At 49.2% G+C, this 16,545-nt stretch carries 18 protein-coding genes; 12 read left to right on the forward strand and 6 right to left on the reverse strand.

Annotated features, from left to right (window positions below; translation table 11 throughout):
• Positions 1–512 precede the first annotated feature (512 nt).
• Complete coding sequence (gene trmA / locus CWE23_RS11065) at positions 513–1,616, forward strand: tRNA (uridine(54)-C5)-methyltransferase TrmA (protein ID WP_105307335.1); 1,104 nt, start codon at positions 513–515, stop codon at positions 1,614–1,616.
• Here the strand turns inward: trmA and CWE23_RS11070 are convergent.
• The 3 genes from CWE23_RS11070 to efp all read right to left on the reverse strand — a co-directional run bounded on the left by CWE23_RS11070 (position 1,597) and on the right by efp (position 3,669).
• Positions 1,597–2,019 carry a MerC domain-containing protein gene (locus tag CWE23_RS11070; RefSeq protein WP_105307336.1) on the reverse strand — a complete coding sequence of 141 codons (423 nt, stop codon included), beginning with the start codon at positions 2,017–2,019 and terminating at the stop codon, positions 1,597–1,599. The genes trmA and CWE23_RS11070 overlap by 20 nt on opposite strands.
• Before the next feature lie 96 nt (positions 2,020–2,115).
• Positions 2,116–3,087: an elongation factor P--(R)-beta-lysine ligase gene (gene epmA, locus CWE23_RS11075; protein ID WP_105307337.1), complete on the reverse strand. Its 972-nt coding sequence runs from the start codon at positions 3,085–3,087 to the stop codon at positions 2,116–2,118.
• Positions 3,088–3,099: 12 nt separating this feature from the next.
• Entirely contained in the window at positions 3,100–3,669 is a 570-nt protein-coding gene (gene efp, locus CWE23_RS11080; protein ID WP_126820295.1) for an elongation factor P, read from the reverse strand.
• A 105-nt stretch (positions 3,670–3,774) separates the two neighbouring features.
• On the opposite strand from efp, the gene epmB reads away from it, so the two are divergent.
• Positions 3,775–4,824 (forward strand): EF-P beta-lysylation protein EpmB, encoded by a 1,050-nt coding sequence (gene epmB, locus CWE23_RS11085; protein ID WP_316042234.1) that lies wholly within the window; start codon positions 3,775–3,777, stop codon positions 4,822–4,824.
• A gap of 13 nt (positions 4,825–4,837) precedes the next feature.
• Positions 4,838–5,158 (forward strand): hypothetical protein, encoded by a 321-nt coding sequence (locus CWE23_RS11090; RefSeq protein ID WP_105307340.1) that lies wholly within the window; start codon positions 4,838–4,840, stop codon positions 5,156–5,158.
• Here CWE23_RS11090 and CWE23_RS11095 read toward each other — a convergent pair.
• The 3 genes from CWE23_RS11095 to CWE23_RS11105 all read right to left on the reverse strand — a co-directional run bounded on the left by CWE23_RS11095 (position 5,133) and on the right by CWE23_RS11105 (position 7,822).
• Positions 5,133–5,669 carry a DUF3016 domain-containing protein gene (locus CWE23_RS11095; RefSeq protein WP_105307341.1) on the reverse strand — a complete coding sequence of 179 codons (537 nt, stop codon included), beginning with the start codon at positions 5,667–5,669 and terminating at the stop codon, positions 5,133–5,135. The two genes, CWE23_RS11090 and CWE23_RS11095, sit on opposite strands and share 26 nt — an antisense overlap.
• Positions 5,670–5,820: 151 nt before the next feature.
• Positions 5,821–7,464: a chaperonin GroEL gene (groL, locus tag CWE23_RS11100; RefSeq protein ID WP_105307342.1), complete on the reverse strand. Its 1,644-nt coding sequence runs from the start codon at positions 7,462–7,464 to the stop codon at positions 5,821–5,823.
• 67 nt (positions 7,465–7,531) lie between these two features.
• Complete coding sequence (locus tag CWE23_RS11105; protein WP_105307343.1) at positions 7,532–7,822, reverse strand: co-chaperone GroES; 291 nt, start codon at positions 7,820–7,822, stop codon at positions 7,532–7,534.
• A gap of 236 nt (positions 7,823–8,058) precedes the next feature.
• Here CWE23_RS11105 and cutA point away from each other — a divergent pair, with 236 nt between their 5' ends.
• The 9 genes from cutA to purH all read left to right on the forward strand — a co-directional run bounded on the left by cutA (position 8,059) and on the right by purH (position 16,528).
• On the forward strand, positions 8,059–8,361 hold the full coding sequence (gene cutA, locus CWE23_RS11110) for a divalent-cation tolerance protein CutA (protein ID WP_241970626.1): 303 nt from the start codon (positions 8,059–8,061) through the stop codon (positions 8,359–8,361).
• Positions 8,358–10,091 (forward strand): protein-disulfide reductase DsbD, encoded by a 1,734-nt coding sequence (locus CWE23_RS11115; RefSeq protein ID WP_105307345.1) that lies wholly within the window; start codon positions 8,358–8,360, stop codon positions 10,089–10,091. Before cutA ends, CWE23_RS11115 begins: the two co-directional genes overlap by 4 nt.
• Positions 10,092–10,254: 163 nt before the next feature.
• Positions 10,255–10,713, forward strand: coding sequence for a type II 3-dehydroquinate dehydratase (gene aroQ, locus CWE23_RS11120; RefSeq protein WP_126820296.1), 459 nt, complete (start codon positions 10,255–10,257; stop codon positions 10,711–10,713).
• Between the two features lie 18 nt (positions 10,714–10,731).
• Positions 10,732–11,187 (forward strand): acetyl-CoA carboxylase biotin carboxyl carrier protein, encoded by a 456-nt coding sequence (accB, locus tag CWE23_RS11125; protein WP_105307347.1) that lies wholly within the window; start codon positions 10,732–10,734, stop codon positions 11,185–11,187.
• A gap of 49 nt (positions 11,188–11,236) precedes the next feature.
• Entirely contained in the window at positions 11,237–12,586 is a 1,350-nt protein-coding gene (gene accC / locus CWE23_RS11130; RefSeq protein WP_105307348.1) for an acetyl-CoA carboxylase biotin carboxylase subunit, read from the forward strand.
• 4 nt (positions 12,587–12,590) lie between these two features.
• On the forward strand, positions 12,591–13,472 hold the full coding sequence (gene prmA, locus CWE23_RS11135) for a 50S ribosomal protein L11 methyltransferase (RefSeq protein WP_105307349.1): 882 nt from the start codon (positions 12,591–12,593) through the stop codon (positions 13,470–13,472).
• A 140-nt stretch (positions 13,473–13,612) separates the two neighbouring features.
• Positions 13,613–14,584, forward strand: a complete 972-nt coding sequence (dusB, locus tag CWE23_RS11140) for a tRNA dihydrouridine synthase DusB (protein WP_105307350.1) — start codon at positions 13,613–13,615, stop codon at positions 14,582–14,584.
• A gap of 7 nt (positions 14,585–14,591) precedes the next feature.
• On the forward strand, positions 14,592–14,885 hold the full coding sequence (gene fis, locus CWE23_RS11145) for a DNA-binding transcriptional regulator Fis (protein ID WP_105307351.1): 294 nt from the start codon (positions 14,592–14,594) through the stop codon (positions 14,883–14,885).
• Between the two features lie 80 nt (positions 14,886–14,965).
• A complete protein-coding gene (gene purH, locus CWE23_RS11150) occupies positions 14,966–16,528 on the forward strand; it encodes a bifunctional phosphoribosylaminoimidazolecarboxamide formyltransferase/IMP cyclohydrolase (RefSeq protein WP_105307352.1) in 1,563 nt (520 codons plus the stop codon).
• Positions 16,529–16,545: the final 17 nt, after the last annotated feature.

Below are 16,545 nucleotides of genomic sequence, written 5' to 3' on the forward strand. Positions count from 1 at the left end.
TCAAACTCTTCAATTAAAAGTAGTTCAATCAACTCAATGAATTACGCGTTTTTGCTTAGCTTCAAATTTGAAACCTTGCTGAACACTCATTCAAAAGTTGCAATACATAGTTCGTTTTGCTTAACTTCTGCAAGTGCCCACACAGTTTGCTTGGCTTGATATATTGTTAAAGAGCGTTTCTCAGCAGCGCTGCTGCGAGAGGTGCGTATTCTACACACCTGAAGTTTTCCGTCAACACTTTTTTGAAAAAAGATTTTTTAGAAAACTTCTGTTTTCGGCGGCTTCGTTGCCTGCCTCGAACGTGGAGCGCATTTTAGAGATTTATCTCGCACCGTCAAGGCCTTTTTTGCAATTTTAACTGGTTTTATTGCCGTTTGATTACTTCATCAGCAAATGTGATCAAAATTAACATCATTCGCTGTTTTATTGCTCGTTTACGCCACTCGCAGCGGCCTTTTATATACCTTACAATAGACTGATATTAATTCGCTTTATCACAGCAGGCAGGAATAATGACGCATAAAGCCATTGGCGAGCTCGACTATCAGCAACAACTAAATGCTAAGCGCGACAGCATGCGCCAACAGTACCGCAAAGTCGGGGTAACGGATTTTGAGGTGTTTCCATCCGCTCCCGTCCATTACCGTATGCGTGCCGAGTTTCGGCTTTGGCACGAAGGGGACGACCTCTACTACATTATGTTTAACCCAGAGACGCGTGAAAAAGTGCGTATGGATCAGTTCCTGCCGGGCAGTGAGCTCATTAATCGTTTGATGCAGGCCGTACGCGATTACGTCATCGATAAACCATTACTCCGGCGCAAACTGTTTCAAGTCGACTTCTTAACCACGACCACTCAACAGGCTATTGTCTCTGTTCTCTATCACCGTCCTCTCGATGACGAGTGGCAAGCAGCCGCGGCAGGATTACACCAACACTTACAAAGCTATGCCGATGTTGTTCATCTGATTGGCAGAGCACGAAAGCAGAAAGTGGTATTCGGTGAGGAGTCCGTTACCGAACGCGTTACTGTGAATGGCAGAGATTACCAATCGATTCAAACCGAAAACAGCTTTACCCAACCGAATGCCGGTATCAATCAGCAAATGATTGAGTGGGTAAGTCGGCATGCGGGTAACGCCCAACACGATTTATTAGAACTTTACTGCGGTAATGGCAACTTCACGTTGCCGTTAGCACAGCAATTTCGGCAGGTACTGGCAACCGAAATCAGCAAGAGTTCTGTGCACGCGGCACGCGAGGGTGCAAGGCTTAATGAGATCGATAATGTTACGGTGGTAAGAATGTCGGCGGAAGACTTTAGCCAGGCCATGCAGGGAAAACTTGCGTCCAAACGCGCTGCCGACGCACAACTTGAGCGGTTTAATTGCCAGACCGTCTTAGTAGATCCCCCGCGCGCAGGGCTTGATCAGTTGGCCTTAGAGCTAGTCGCCCAGTATTCACGGATCATATACATATCGTGCAATCCGGAGACGTTAATTGAAAACATCGAGGCGTTAGGTGAACAGTTTGAAGTAACCGCAGCAGCGATATTTGATCAGTTCCCGTACACTGACCATATTGAAGCTGGTGTCATTATAGAGAAGAAGAGCTAACTTCTGGCATCGCGCCGGTTGCGGCTGCGATGCGACTCTGCTTTCGCGAGCGTTGCAGGTTGCTCCAATGAGCGTAAATGATAAGACCTGCACCGAACAAAATAATGAAAGGTTCGCCGATATGGCCAAATACGTCCCGCTGGGAATAAATGACGGCTCCTGCCAGCAGTGGAATCAATAGGCGCCATTCACCATGTTGGCGAGCCCCTCCGACTAAAGACCACAAGCCAACCACAACGCTTAAACCCAGTATGGTGTTTTCCAACAGGTCTTCACCGATGAATGCCATACCGGTCAGTGCCAACAAAGGCAAAATAAGAGGCAATAACAGACAGTGGATCGCGCAAAGTGTGGTGATCCACATCCCCGCCCTGTCCAACTTTTTCTGTTTTGATAGTGTCATAACCGCCTCGCTTTACTTAATGCTGTTATATTATAACATACGCTTTCGACTGCCAAGAGGATCGGTTAAGTTTTTATCGAAGTGTTTGATCTGGCGCTAACAATTAGCAACAGAAAACGGCTGAACTTGAGCAATATGATCGGCACCGGTCGCAATCATCAACAACCGGTCAAAACCGAGGGCAACCCCAGCACACGTTGGCATGCCGTGTTCTAATGCCGCCAATAATCGTTCATCCGGTGCTTTCATCAATTTCGAATGCGCTTGCCTGAGCTCATTATCCTGAGCAAAGCGTTGTGCCTGCACGGCGGAATCGATCAACTCATCATACCCATTAGCCAGCTCAATCCCCTGGTAATAGATTTCGAAGCGGAGCGCGACTCGATCATCGGTTTCACTTAACCGAGCTAGTGCCGCCTGTGTCGCAGGAAAGTGAGTAATCGCAACCGGACGATCAGCGGGTAAGTTCGGTTCAACCCATAAATAAAACGCAAGTTGCAACATGGTATCGGTGTCTGTTTCCGCCTGCATCCAGCTTGCCGTGTCATCGCGTTGTTTTAACCGCTGATGTAACGCATCTCGACCAGCGGCCGTCAGTGGATCACACTGTGTGTGTTCAAGAAACGCCTGTTGGTAGGTGATGATATCAGTCGCAGGCGCATTAATGCAGTCGGTTAATAGCTCGGCCACTTCAGCGATCAAATCATTCATCGAGAAACCGATGCGATACCACTCCAGCATCATAAATTCAGGGTTATGGTGTCGGCCAATTTCGTCATCCCGAAAAACATGACTTAATTGGTAAATGCTGGTTTTATACTGAGCTAAGAGACGCTTCATAGCGTACTCTGGCGATGTTTGTAAGAACAGCTCGAGCGCCTGGCCGGTTGCATCGGCAGAGAGGGTTGTCACGAGGTTTTCCAAATGACAGTCGGTTACTCCCCGTTGACTCAGCGCTGGCGTGTCAACTTCGAGCACCTTTCTGTCATAAAAAAACTGGCGAACTCGGCGCATCAGCTCTGCACGCTGTTGCAGAACCTCAATTGATGCCTGAGATCGCCAGTCCATTATCCGCAACGCTTATTTCTGTACACGCGAAACGTATTCACCTGAACGGGTATCAACTTTTATCACTTCACCAATTTGCACGAACAGCGGAACACGGACCACCGCACCTGTGCTCAAGGTTGCAGGTTTACCACCAGTACCCGCCGTATCACCTTTCAAACCAGGATCGGTTTCGGTCACTTCCAGTTCCACGAAGTTCGGCGGCTGGACATTAATTGGGTTACCTTCCCACAGCGTCAAAGTACATACGTCCTGTTCAACCAGCCACTTTTCTGCCTCACCAACCGCTTTGGCATCTGCAGCAACTTGTTCAAAGGTCTCATTATTCATGAAATGCCAAAACTCGCCGTCGTTGTACAGATACGCCAGTTCCAGCTCAATAACGTCCGCGCCTTCAACCGACTCACCGGATTTGAAGGTCTTCTCAACCACTTTGCCGCTAATCAACTTACGGATTTTTACGCGGTTAAATGCCTGACCTTTACCAGGTTTCACCATTTCATTCTCGATAATGCTGCACGGCTCGCCGTCCTGCATGATCTTAAGACCACCTTTAAACTCGTTGGTACTATAATTTGCCATGATATCGTTCCTTTAATCGATAACTCTGTTGGCGGCAATAATAAAACAATCAAGGAAAATTTTCAGGTAAAATAATGACCCAGTCGATCAAATAATGGGGGAATTTTGAATCAAGCTCGACTTTTGACTCGTCCGGACTGGCGTATGGAGCTGCAGCGGGCTTTCACTCGCCCTGACGAACTGTTACGCGCGGTCGCGTTAGATCCTGCCGATTTTTCCGCCGACGTTAAAGCTCGGCAACTGTTTCCGTTGCGTGTTCCACGCCCGTTCGTACACTTAATGGAAGCCGGCAACCCCCACGACCCACTGCTGCGTCAAGTGCTTCCGCTGCGGCAGGAATTTCATGCGCCAGCAGGCTATAGCACTGACCCGCTGCATGAGCAGTCTGCTGATACCGCTAAAGACGAAGCTAAAGGGCTGCTGCATAAATATCGTTCTCGGGTTTTGATCATATTAAAGGGCGGCTGCGCGATTAACTGTCGTTACTGTTTTCGACGGCACTTCCCGTATGACGAGGTTCGTTTTGACCAGCATCAGTTAGAACAGACACTGGCTTACCTGTCTAACCACCCCGATGTCAACGAAGTCATCCTGAGCGGGGGCGATCCTTTGATGGCCAGCGACCACCAATTACAACGAATCATTGCAGCGCTAGCCGACATACCAACGCTGAAGCGAGTCCGGATTCACAGTCGTCTGCCGGTCGTTATTCCAGCACGTATCACTCAGGAACTGGTGGTCGCTTTAACCGCGACAAGATTAAAAGCATCGTTGGTGATTCATGCTAATCACGCGAACGAAATCTCGCCCTCACTGGGCGAATCGATGGCTGTACTCCGTCAGGCAGGCGTTCATTTGTTCAATCAGAGCGTCCTGTTAAAAGGCGTCAATGACACTCCGGACGCCTTGGTTAACCTGAGTGAACGTCTATTTGATATTGATGTGTTACCCTATTACCTGCACCAACTGGACAAGGTAATCGGTGCTGCGCACTTTGAAGTTACGGATACTAAAGCGCAATATTTATGGCAACAAATGAACATTCGTTTACCCGGCTTTTTGGTACCAAAACTTGTACGAGAGGTCGGTGGAGAACACAGTAAGACGCCCATCATGCCAGACGGCAACGTAACTAAGTTATCAGCTTTTGAATAAATGAAGGAATGTTATGAGCGAAGCAATGAATCAAGTCGAGCAAAAACTGCAGCAACATTTACAGGTTGTTTACCGCCAGACGGTGGACGCTGATGCCTATCTCGACGGACTGCGCCAGCAAGGTAAAGCGAAGTTTCAGGATGTTTTTGCTGAACAGAGTTGTTTCAAAACCAAAAGCAACCGGTTCCAGCCGTACCTTCAGGAAGTTACCGAGAACGTTGAGTTATGGCAACAACAGAAAAACGATGAAGAGCTGCTGCAAACAATCGTACAGCAGCTCCAGTTAATGACCGAGACGCTCGCCCGCCTTAAGCAGATTCGCCAGGCTGGTTAGTCTTTAGATGCTCAGAGAAGGTTTCATCAAACCAGCTTTTGAGCATTTTCTTCTCATAGTATAAGTCGTCGTTTTGCGAGCGTTTGGTTGCCATACTGCCAAAATCGAAACTCATGTCTTTTAATTTAACCTGATCTTCTTTTATGACAGCGCCATCTGCGCCATGCAACTGATAGTTAAAATGTAACACCGGGAAGTCGATCGAACGGACAACCCGGATGAAATTCGAGCCACCTTCGCCAAAAGTTGGCTCCAGACGTCCAGTCAAATCAATATCCGTTACCGTTACGTTTAGCACCTGATCTTTCGGTAGTTGCTGTGACAGCTCGTTAAAATACGCCGTTAATTCGTCCATTTGACGCTTTTGAAAACGTTCCTCAATACCACTGGCCGGCTCGAAGTCGGTATAATCTTCTACTTTTTCAAAACTTACTTTCGCTTCTCCCGCGATAGCTGTGGTCGACAGTAGTGCGAGCGCAGCGGTAGCGGCAATCATTGGAATTGTTCGCATAGTCACCTCCTGACTAAACTTGTTATCACTCCTAAGACAAAGAGATAGCATAAAAATTCCACAGCTCAAGGGAATTAACTGAAGATTTACGGTTGCCAATAAAAAAGGAGCCCGCAGGCTCCTTTTTAGAGATAAGGCCAGTAGGCCGGCATTACATCATGCCGCCCATACCACCCATACCGCCCATGTCGCCGCCCATAGCGCCGGCGTCATCGTCTTTTGGCAGGTCAGCAACCATTGCTTCGGTGGTGATCATCAGCGCACCAACAGAAGCAGCGAATTGCAGTGCTGAACGAGTTACTTTGGTTGGATCCAAGATACCCATTTCCAGCATGTCGCCATAAGTGTCGTTACCCGCGTTGTAACCGAAGTTGCCTTCGCCGTCACGAACGTTGTTAGCGACCACAGAAGCTTCTGCACCAGCGTTAGTCGCGATTTGACGCAGAGGCGCTTCCATCGCGCGCAGTGCCAAACGGATACCAACGTTCTGCTCTTCGTTGTCGCCACGCAGGTCAGCCAGTTTGCTGGCCGCACGTACCAGTGCGACACCGCCACCTGGGACTACGCCTTCTTCAACCGCAGCACGGGTAGCGTGCAGTGCATCTTCAACGCGAGCTTTCTTCTCTTTCATCTCAACTTCGGTAGCAGCACCAACTTTGATGACCGCAACACCGCCAGCCAGTTTCGCCAGACGTTCTTGCAGCTTCTCACGGTCATAATCAGACGTGGTTTCTTCCATTTGCTGCTTGATTTGCGTTACGCGGCCTTCAATCGCTGCATCGTCGCCGTTACCGTCAACCACGGTGGTGTTATCTTTAGTGATAACAACGCGCTTCGCCGTACCCAGGTCTTCCAACTGAGTTTTTTCCAGCTCCATACCGATTTCTTCAGAAACAACGGTACCGCCAGTCAATACAGCAATGTCCTGCAACATGGCTTTACGACGGTCGCCGAAGCCAGGCGCTTTAACCGCAGCAACTTTAACAATGCCACGCATGTTGTTTACCACTAAGGTTGCTAACGCTTCGCCTTCAACATCTTCAGCGATGATCAGCAAAGGCTTACCGGCTTTTGAAACGCCTTCTAATACCGGCAACAACTCACGGATATTAGAGATTTTCTTGTCAACCAACAGGATGAACGGGTTATCCAATTCAACCGAACCGCTCTCCTGGTTGTTAATGAAGTAAGGAGACAGGTAACCACGGTCGAACTGCATACCTTCAACAACGTCCAGTTCGTCAGTCAGTGCCTGACCTTCTTCAACAGTGATAACGCCTTCCTGACCCACTTTATCCATCGCTTCAGCAATGATTTGACCGATGGTTTCATCGGAGTTAGCAGAAATAGTACCTACTTGAGCGATAGCTTTGCTGTCGGCACATGGCTGAGAAATTTTCTTCAGTTCTGCAACCGCGGCGATGACGGCTTTGTCGATACCACGTTTCAGGTCCATCGGGTTCATGCCTGCCGCAACGGCTTTCAGGCCTTCATTGACGATGGCTTGTGCCAACACGGTAGCAGTAGTCGTACCGTCACCGGCTTCGTCGTTTGCTTTAGACGCAACTTCTTTCACCATTTGTGCGCCCATATTTTCGAACTTGTCTTCCAGTTCGATCTCTTTTGCAACAGAAACACCATCTTTAGTGATGTTCGGAGCGCCAAACGACTTGTCCAAAACAACATTGCGGCCTTTCGGACCTAATGTAACTTTTACTGCGTCAGCCAGAACGTTGACGCCTTTCAGCATTTTTTGACGCGCTGTGTTACCAAACTTAACTTCTTTAGCTGCCATTTTTGCTTTCCTCTTAAATACGGTTTAACGATTGTGCGTGTAACTTGCTACGACCCAAGACAGCGGCTTACTCTTCTACCGCCAGAATGTCGCTTTCGCTCATGATTAAGTACTCTTCACCGTCGATTTTTTCAGTTTTCACACCGTAACCTTCGTTGAACAGTACTTTGTCGCCGACTTTTACGTCCAGCGCGCGCACTTCACCGTTATCCAGAATGCGGCCATTGCCTACTGCAACAACTTCACCGCGAGTAGACTTTTCTGCCGCCGAACCGGTCAATACAATACCGCCCGCCGATTTTGCTTCGACTTCGATGCGTTTAATAATGACTCGATCGTGTAAAGGACGAAGTTTCATCGTTGATAACTCCTCAACCTGTTATGTTTGTGGTTAATACCCCTTCGGGGCGTTTAAAAATGAATGTGCACTATAGATGGGGTAAGAAATTGCGTTATCAAGGTCTTGATGAAAATTTTTATAAAAAATTTGTGCCTGAGCACGAACCCCTTCTGTAACTGTGTTATTTTGACGGCGTGCGTTTTTGGCTATTGACCGGACTTGAGTAGAGGTAAACCATGTCACATGCAACCCGAATGCTATTTTGCACATGTGCCGATAATGATGAAGCCGGCCGCTTGGCTCATCTGCTGGTTGAGCAGCGTGTTGCGGCCTGCGTGAACATTGTGCCGCACGTTCGTTCGGTTTACGAATGGCAGGGAAAAATCGAAGACGATAGCGAAGTCCTGCTGATCATCAAAACCTCGAAACTAAAACTTGAGGCGTTAAAAGAAGCGATTCAGACACATCACTCCTATGAGTCTCCTGAACTCATAAGCTTTGAAATTGACGATGGTTTACCGGCGTATTTGGATTGGGTTGAGGCACAGACAAAATGAAGAAGTGGTTTTGGGTATTCGGAATTTGGCTCGTTTTAGGAGTCTGCTCTGCCGCACAGGCACAATCGGAGTTTTCACAGTCCAATAACCCGTTCCAGTCGGAGCCCGAATTTTTGCCCGTTGAAGAGGCTTTTTCACCAGAACTGCGTGAAGATAAGGGTGAGCTTACCGTAAGTTTCAACGTTCAACCCGGCTACTACTTGTATAAGCATCAATTCAAAGTAAAGCCAGCGGATGCGTTAGCTCAGCCCATTAATTTCCCGCCCTCGGAATCTCATGTCGATGAGTTTTTCGGCGAAAGTCAGATCTTTCGTGATTACCTTGAATTCCAGGTACAGCTGTCGTCAGACTACCAAGGCAGTAGGGTTGAACTACAATATCAGGGCTGTGCTGACGCCGGTTTATGTTATCCACCGACCACAATCACTCTGGCCGGGGCGGACCAACAACGTTCTGCAGCGGCACCGGCTGCCGCACCTGCAACCTCGTCTGGACCAGGCTTGTTTGGCCTTGAACAACAGTCGTTATTGCTATCGCTGGCATTGTTTTTCGCGCTCGGTATTGGTTTGGCCTTCACCCCTTGTGTGTTCCCGATGTATCCGATTTTGTCATCGGTGGTGATCGGCGACAAGCCGCGCACCTTCAAAAACGCATTATGGCTTTCTTTTATTTACGTACAGGGCATGGCGATCACTTACTCATTATTGGGGTTACTGGTTGCGATGGCCGGAATGCAGTATCAAGCCTACTTTCAACATCCCGCCGTGTTGATCGTTTTGAGCGTTGCGTTTGGTATCTTTGCACTTAGCATGCTGGGCTTATTTACCCTGCAGTTACCAAGTTCATGGCAGAGTAAATTACAGCAAATCAGTGGTCAGCAGCGCGGTGGTAACGTCGCCGGTGTCTTTGTCATCGGCATGATTTCCGGTCTGGTTGCCTCACCCTGCACAACGGCCCCATTATCCGGTGCGCTGCTCTATATTGCGCAGTCCGGCGATGTCATGTCCGGCGCTGCAATCTTATACGCACTGAGCCTGGGCATGGGCGTCCCACTGATGATCTTCGGGGTATCCGGCGGTAAGTTATTACCCAAAGCCGGTGCCTGGATGACCGCCATCAAGCACGCCTTTGGTTGGTTACTACTGGCGGTGGTGGTGGTGCTGATAGAGCGACTGCTGTCCACACAACAAGCATTCTGGTTATGGATTGGTTATTTTGTCGCACTCGCCGTTTTTATGGGTCAGCATTTACAAACCCTGACTCATCGCGGCGCCCAAACCATACTGTTTGTGGTTTTGGTCAGTGGCACCGTCGGCGGTATTTTCTGGCAGGTTGATAAACTCGAGCGCGCTGAACAGTCTCACGCCTTATTCACCGCCGTTAACTCATTAGGCGATATTGAACAGCAGCTTGCCAAGGCAACGGAAAATGGTCAGTGGGTGATGCTGGATCTCTATGCGGACTGGTGTGTCGCCTGTAAGGAGTTTGAACAATACACGTTCAGCAACGCCGAAGTACAAGCTGAGCTCAGCTCGATGCGACTACTCCAAGCCGACGTCACCAAAAACGACGCCGTCGATCAGCAAATCCTGACGCACTATCAGGTTATGGGTCTACCCACGGTGCTGTTCTTTAATCCACAGGGAACTGAGTTAACCGGTTGGCGTGTCACAGGCTTTCAGGACGCCGAGCGATTTTTAGAGCACCTCGAAGCCATGAAAGCCGATTAATAATCGGGAACTTGCGGCTAAAAGCGGTGATAAGACCAGTATTTTACTGCAATCACCGCTCAGTGTTCTATAATGCGGAACATAGAAACTTTTTTTGTTTTGAATAGTCGACATGTTAACCATAGACTATTAAGTCGACACGTTCGCAACATTTGGCAGCAAAATGAACCCAAAAACGTCTCAAAAAGCTAATATCCTGGTGCTTAACGGACCCAACTTAAATTTGCTGGGCACACGTGAGCCGGGCATTTATGGTGCCGAAACGCTGAGTGACATTCAGCAGCAACTGGAATTACTCGCACAACAGCACTCGCTGACCCTCAGTTGCTTTCAGTCCAACAATGAAGCCGAACTGATAGACGCCGTTCATGCTGCGCGTGGCACTGTTGATTACATTATTATTAATGCGGCAGCCTACTCGCATACCAGTATTGCGTTGCGCGACGCCCTGACGGCGGTTGCCATCCCCTTTTATGAAGTACATATCTCTAATATTTACCGACGCGAAAGCTTTCGTCACCATTCGTATTTAGCCGATGCCGCAGAAGCCACGTTAAGTGGTTTTGGCAGCTACGGTTATTCGTTGGCGTTACTCGCGATCATCAAACAATTACAATCCTAATTGAGGCAAACGGTTATCATGGATATTCGTAAAATTAAAAAACTGATCGAACTTGTAGAAGAATCCGGTATCGCAGAGCTTGAAATCACTGAGGGCGAAGAGTCGGTGCGCATCAACCGCTACAGCGCACAACCTGCACCTATGCAATATGCGGCACCACAACCAGCACCCGCAGCAGCTCCTGCGGCGGCACCGGCAAACCAGGACGCTGCAGCAGCTCCGGCAACGGAAGAACCAAGCGGTCATATCGTGCGCTCACCCATGGTTGGCACCTTCTACGAAGCTCCTTCTCCTGACGCCAGCCCGTTTGTCACTGTAGGTTCAAAAGTGAATGTCGGCGACACACTGTGTATCGTTGAAGCAATGAAAATGATGAACCAAATCGAAGCCGATAAAAGCGGCGTTGTTAAGCAGATTCTGGTCGAGAACGAAGAGCCGGTTGAGTTTGACCAGCCTCTGTTCGTCATCGAATAAGCCAAGCAACATTAACCGCTAAACAACGACCAACGTTCAGGAATTTATCATGTTAGATAAAGTGGTTATCGCCAACCGTGGCGAAATTGCCTTACGAATCTTGCGGGCGTGTAAGGAGCTAGGGATTAAAACCGTAGCCGTGCACTCGACCGTAGACAGAAATTTAAAGCACGTACTGCTGGCTGACGAGTCCATATGCATCGGTAAAGCACCGGCATCGGAAAGTTATTTGAACATTCCACGCATTATCAGTGCCGCCGAAATCACCGATGCGGCAGCCATCCACCCAGGTTACGGTTTCCTTGCAGAGAACGCGGACTTTGCCGAGCAAGTTGAGAAATCCGGTTTCGTTTTTGTCGGACCGACCGCTGACGTCATTCGCTTGATGGGTGACAAAGTATCCGCCATTAAAGCCATGAAAAAGGCCGGTGTTCCTTGTGTACCTGGCTCAGACGGTCCTCTCGATGACGACGACGAGCGCAATATTAAGTTGGCCAAACGCATTGGTTATCCGATTATTATCAAAGCGGCCGGCGGCGGTGGTGGCCGTGGTATGCGTGTTGTGCGTCAGGAAAGTGAACTGTTGAGCGCGATCACCATGACCCAGAACGAGGCGCGGGCAGCGTTCGGTAACCCTGTGGTTTATATGGAGAAGTTCCTGGAAAACCCTCGTCACGTCGAAGTTCAGGTGTTAGCCGACGGCCAGGGCAACGCGATTCACTTGGGCGAACGTGACTGTTCTATGCAACGTAAGCACCAAAAAGTCGTGGAGGAAGCTCCAGCACCAGGTATCACGCCGGAAATGCGTAAATTTATTGGTGAACGCTGCGCGAAAGCCTGTATTGAAATTGGCTACCGGGGTGCCGGTACCTTCGAATTCCTGTATGAAAACGGCGAGTTCTACTTTATCGAAATGAATACCCGAATTCAGGTAGAGCACCCGGTCACTGAGATGGTGACAGGTATCGATCTGATCAAAGAACAACTGCGCATCGCAGCCGGCCGTCAGTTGTCGATTAATCAGGAAGATGTGGTGATTCGTGGTCACGCGATTGAGTGCCGTATCAATGCTGAGGATCCCGATACGTTCATTCCTTCACCGGGCCAAATCACTCGCTTCCACTCGCCAGGTGGATTTGGTGTACGCTGGGACTCTCACGTTTATGCCGACTACACCGTGCCGCCTAACTACGATTCAATGATCGGTAAGCTGATCACATACGGAGAAAACCGTGATATCGCTATCGCTCGTATGCGTAACGCACTGAGCGAACTTATCATTGAAAACATTAAAACCAACGTGCCGTTACAGAAAGACATCATGGCCGATGAAAACTTCCAGCATGGTGGTACCAACATCCACTATCTTGAGAAAAAACTCGGTCTTGGAGGGCATTAGGCCGGTGCCTTGGATCCAACTTACCCTATCAAGTACTGAAGAGCATGCCCCGCAGGTCGGGGACATGCTCATGGCTAATGGTGCTCAGGCCGTCACGTATCGCGATGCGGCGGATAATCCCATTTTCGAACCGCCGCTTGGCAAAGTGTTATTGTGGAAGCACAGTCTGGTTACCGGGCTGTTCGACGCCGCCGTCGATATGAAACCGGTTATCGCCAACCTCGAAAAGGCGAAAGTGCTACCCTCACCGCTACAATACAAACTCGACGGTCTGGAAGACAAAGACTGGGAACGAGAATGGATGGACAAGTTTCACCCGATTCAGTTTGGTGAAAGGCTTTGGATTTGCCCCAGTTGGCGAGAGGTTCCTGAGCCGAGTGCCGTCAATATTTTGCTCGATCCCGGCATGGCTTTTGGTACCGGTACGCACCCCACTACGGCCATGTGCTTACGTTGGCTCGATGGAAACCCGCCAACGAACGCAAGTGTGGTCGATTTCGGGTGTGGCTCAGGCATTTTGGGCATCGCTGCGTTGATGCTTGGCGCCAAGCACGCGATTGGCATTGATATTGACCGTCAGGCACTGATCGCAACCGTTGAAAATGCGGAACGTAATGGCGTCGCTGATGCGTTTGATGTGTACCTACCGTCTGAACAACCGACCGCGAAAGCGGAGCTGGTGCTGGCAAACGTGCTGGCAGGGCCTCTGCGCGAGCTTGCTGCAGTCATCCTTGACTATGTAGCACCAAAGGGTCGCTTAGTGATGTCAGGCATCTTAGAACGCCAGGCTGACGATGTTATGGCGGCGTATCAGCATGCCATTGACTTTGACCCTGTGGTTGTCGATGGCGATTGGGTGATGTTATCGGGAGTACGCTCTCGCTAGGCGTTATGGCTTAGCCATCCTCTATTTTTGTCAATAGTAAAAACTTAAAAAAAGGCTAAATTTGCATACTTTTTAGCCTTTTCTTTAGGCGTTAAATTCCATAAAATTCTTCACCCTTTTCGCTGCGTAGTTTTTGACCGATGCGGATTGGCCAATACCAATTAATCAACAATGTGATCCTTGCTCCGATGGCCGGTGTGACTGACCAGCCGTTCCGGCAGTTATGCCATGAACTGGGGGCTGGAATGACCGTTTCGGAAATGCTTTCCAGCAATCCGAAGGTTTGGCATACCGACAAATCGCGGCAACGCATGGATCATTCTGGTGAGCTAGGTATTCGAGCTGTTCAAATAGCGGGTTCTGAGCCGCATTTGATGGCCGAAGCTGCGCGCGTGAATGTCGCGATGGGCGCCCAAATTATTGATATCAATATGGGCTGTCCGGCGAAAAAAGTGAATAAAAAACTGGCAGGGTCTGCGTTAATGCAACATCCAGCGTTGGTTGAGAAGATTCTCACCGCGGTGGTCGAGGCAGTTGATGTTCCGGTGACCTTAAAAACCCGTACAGGGTGGGATCCAGAGCATAAGAACGGCATCGAAATCGCACAAATCGCAGAACGTTGTGGTATTCAGTCACTTGCCATACATGGTCGCACACGCGCCTGTATGTACAAAGGGAACGCTGAATACGACACCATCCGGGCGATAAAACAAGCGGTTTCCATTCCGGTTGTTGCAAACGGAGATATTACCTGTCCGGAACAAGCAAAATCGGTATTAGATAATACCGGAGCAGATGCCATTATGATTGGTCGCGGAGCCCAGGGAAACCCGTGGTTATTCCGTGAAATTGATCATTACCTCCGACACGGAGAGCACCATCCAAAGCCATCAAACGATGAGGTGGCTGAGACAGTGCTCAAACATGTCAAACGATTGCACCAGTTTTACGGTGATTATCAAGGGGTCCGTATTGCCCGTAAGCATGTGGGATGGTATCTGAATGAACGCCCTGGCGGTCGCGAAATGCGCCAACAGTTTAACCAAATCGAGCAGCCTAACGAGCAGCTCGATACGCTAGAACATTATTTTGTCACTGTAGAGAAGAGATAAGCGCACTATGTTTGATCAAAATCCTAACCGTGAGAACACATCACCTTTAACTACCATTGGTAATAACTCACAGCCGAAGCCTTTACGCGATTCGGTAAAGCAAGCGCTCAACAGCTTTTTACGTCAACTTGACGGTCAAGACCCTGAAGAATTGTATGAGCTGGTGCTGTCTGAGGTAGAAGCTCCGTTGCTGGAAGAAGTGATGACTTACACTCGCGGCAATCAAACCCGCGCCGCTACTATGCTAGGCATTAACCGTGGTACGCTTCGCAAAAAGCTGAAGAAATACGGAATGAACTGATCCCTGTGATTAAGAGCGCCTTTTGGCGCTCTTTTTTTTATAATGTTTTTAATATTACGACAGAAAGTTAAGGTTAAGTGATGCAAAGCCAACCGATTCAACGCGCTCTCATAAGTGTTTCTGACAAAACTGGTATCGTCGAATTCGCGACGCAACTGGCGGCAAAAGGCGTAGAAATCCTCTCAACCGGAGGTACTGCTAAACTTCTTCGTGACGCCAACATCGATGTTAAAGATGTATCAGAACACACTGGCCAGGTAGAAATCATGGGGGGGCGTGTCAAAACACTGCACCCAAAAATTCACGGCGGTATCTTAGGGCGTCGTGACGTCGACCAGGATGTCATGAAAGAGCAGGGAATCGCTGCCATCGATTTGGTTGTGGTTAATTTGTATCCCTTTAAAAAAACCGTCGCTGCGCCTGACTGCACCTTAGCGGATGCCATTGAAAACATTGATATCGGTGGCCCAACCATGGTTCGCGCAGCGGCTAAAAACCATAAAGACGTCACCATCGTGGTTAACAGCGATGACTATCAACGCGTACTCGACGAAATGTCAGAGAACGCCAACGCGGTATCGGCGGAAACACGCTTCAAGCTGGCCGTTGCCGCGTTTGAGCACACCGCTCAATACGATGGCATGATCGCCAATTACCTAGGTGGTAAGTTAAGCGGTGAAGCTGATTTCCCCAACACTTATAATATGCAGTTTCAACACAAACAAAGCCTTCGTTATGGTGAGAACAGCCACCAAAAAGCAGCTTTTTACACCGAAGCGGAGAGTCCATCGGGTACGGTTTCCAGCGCCAAGCAATTGCAGGGTAAAGCGTTATCCTTTAATAACATCGCCGATACCGATGCCGCACTGGAATGCGTGAAAAGCTTTACGCAGCCGGCCTGTGTCATCGTTAAACACGCCAACCCATGCGGTGTAGCCATTGGCGAAAGCATTGCCGATGCCTATCAACGCGCATTTATGACCGACCCGACTTCGGCTTTTGGCGGTATTATCGCCTTCAACCGAGAACTTGATGCAGCCACCGCAAAAGCCATCATCGATAAACAATTTGTCGAAGTGATCATCGCGCCTAAAGTGACCGACGAAGCCGTTCGTATCGTTGCCGAGAAGAAAAACGTGCGCTTACTGGAGTGTGGGCAGTGGCAACCAACTGACGCTCAGTGGGACTTTAAGCGGGTTAACGGTGGCTTATTGGTACAACAAGCCGATCTCGAAGACTTTAACCCGGACGAACTAAAAGTCGTCAGTAAGGTACAGCCGACCGAGACACAGCTGGCGGATCTTAAGTTCTGCTGGAAAGTCGCCAAGTTCGTCAAATCAAATGCGATTGTGTATGCCAAAGACGGCATGACCATCGGCGTTGGTGCCGGTCAGATGAGCCGTGTCTACAGTGCCAAGATTGCCGGCATCAAAGCCGCTGATGAAGGCTTACAAGTCGAAGGCTCCGTGATGGCTTCGGATGCGTTCTTCCCGTTCAGGGACGGTATTGATGCCGCCGCCGCAGCGGGTATCAAAGCCATCATCCAACCCGGTGGCTCAATTCGGGATGAAGAAATCATTGCCGCCGCGGATGAACATGGTATCGCGATGGTCTTTACCGGAATGCGCCATTTCCGTCATTAATGCGTAGTGATAAGTGA

The sequence above is a fragment of the Idiomarina aquatica genome, from assembly GCF_003987185.1.
GTDB lineage: Bacteria > Pseudomonadota > Gammaproteobacteria > Enterobacterales > Alteromonadaceae > Idiomarina > Idiomarina aquatica.

Bases quoted from the DNA above. Each gene is read 5' to 3' on its own strand.
- trmA (WP_105307335.1), top strand. From the start codon at position 513: ATGACGCATAAAGCCATTGGCGAGCTCGACTATCAGCAACAACTAAAT.
- aroQ (WP_126820296.1), top strand. From the start codon at position 10,255: ATGAACCCAAAAACGTCTCAAAAAGCTAATATCCTGGTGCTTAACGGA.
- CWE23_RS11070 (WP_105307336.1), bottom strand. From the start codon at position 2,019: ATGACACTATCAAAACAGAAAAAGTTGGACAGGGCGGGGATGTGGATC.
- accB (WP_105307347.1), top strand. From the start codon at position 10,732: ATGGATATTCGTAAAATTAAAAAACTGATCGAACTTGTAGAAGAATCC.
- dusB (WP_105307350.1), top strand. From the start codon at position 13,613: ATGCGGATTGGCCAATACCAATTAATCAACAATGTGATCCTTGCTCCG.
- purH (WP_105307352.1), top strand. From the start codon at position 14,966: ATGCAAAGCCAACCGATTCAACGCGCTCTCATAAGTGTTTCTGACAAA.
- CWE23_RS11095 (WP_105307341.1), bottom strand. From the start codon at position 5,669: ATGCGAACAATTCCAATGATTGCCGCTACCGCTGCGCTCGCACTACTG.
- epmA (WP_105307337.1), bottom strand. From the start codon at position 3,087: ATGGACTGGCGATCTCAGGCATCAATTGAGGTTCTGCAACAGCGTGCA.
- CWE23_RS11090 (WP_105307340.1), top strand. From the start codon at position 4,838: ATGAGCGAAGCAATGAATCAAGTCGAGCAAAAACTGCAGCAACATTTA.
- efp (WP_126820295.1), bottom strand. From the start codon at position 3,669: ATGGCAAATTATAGTACCAACGAGTTTAAAGGTGGTCTTAAGATCATG.
- CWE23_RS11115 (WP_105307345.1), top strand. From the start codon at position 8,358: ATGAAGAAGTGGTTTTGGGTATTCGGAATTTGGCTCGTTTTAGGAGTC.
- groL (WP_105307342.1), bottom strand. From the start codon at position 7,464: ATGGCAGCTAAAGAAGTTAAGTTTGGTAACACAGCGCGTCAAAAAATG.
- fis (WP_105307351.1), top strand. From the start codon at position 14,592: ATGTTTGATCAAAATCCTAACCGTGAGAACACATCACCTTTAACTACC.
- accC (WP_105307348.1), top strand. From the start codon at position 11,237: ATGTTAGATAAAGTGGTTATCGCCAACCGTGGCGAAATTGCCTTACGA.
- CWE23_RS11105 (WP_105307343.1), bottom strand. From the start codon at position 7,822: ATGAAACTTCGTCCTTTACACGATCGAGTCATTATTAAACGCATCGAA.
- cutA (WP_241970626.1), top strand. From the start codon at position 8,059: ATGCTATTTTGCACATGTGCCGATAATGATGAAGCCGGCCGCTTGGCT.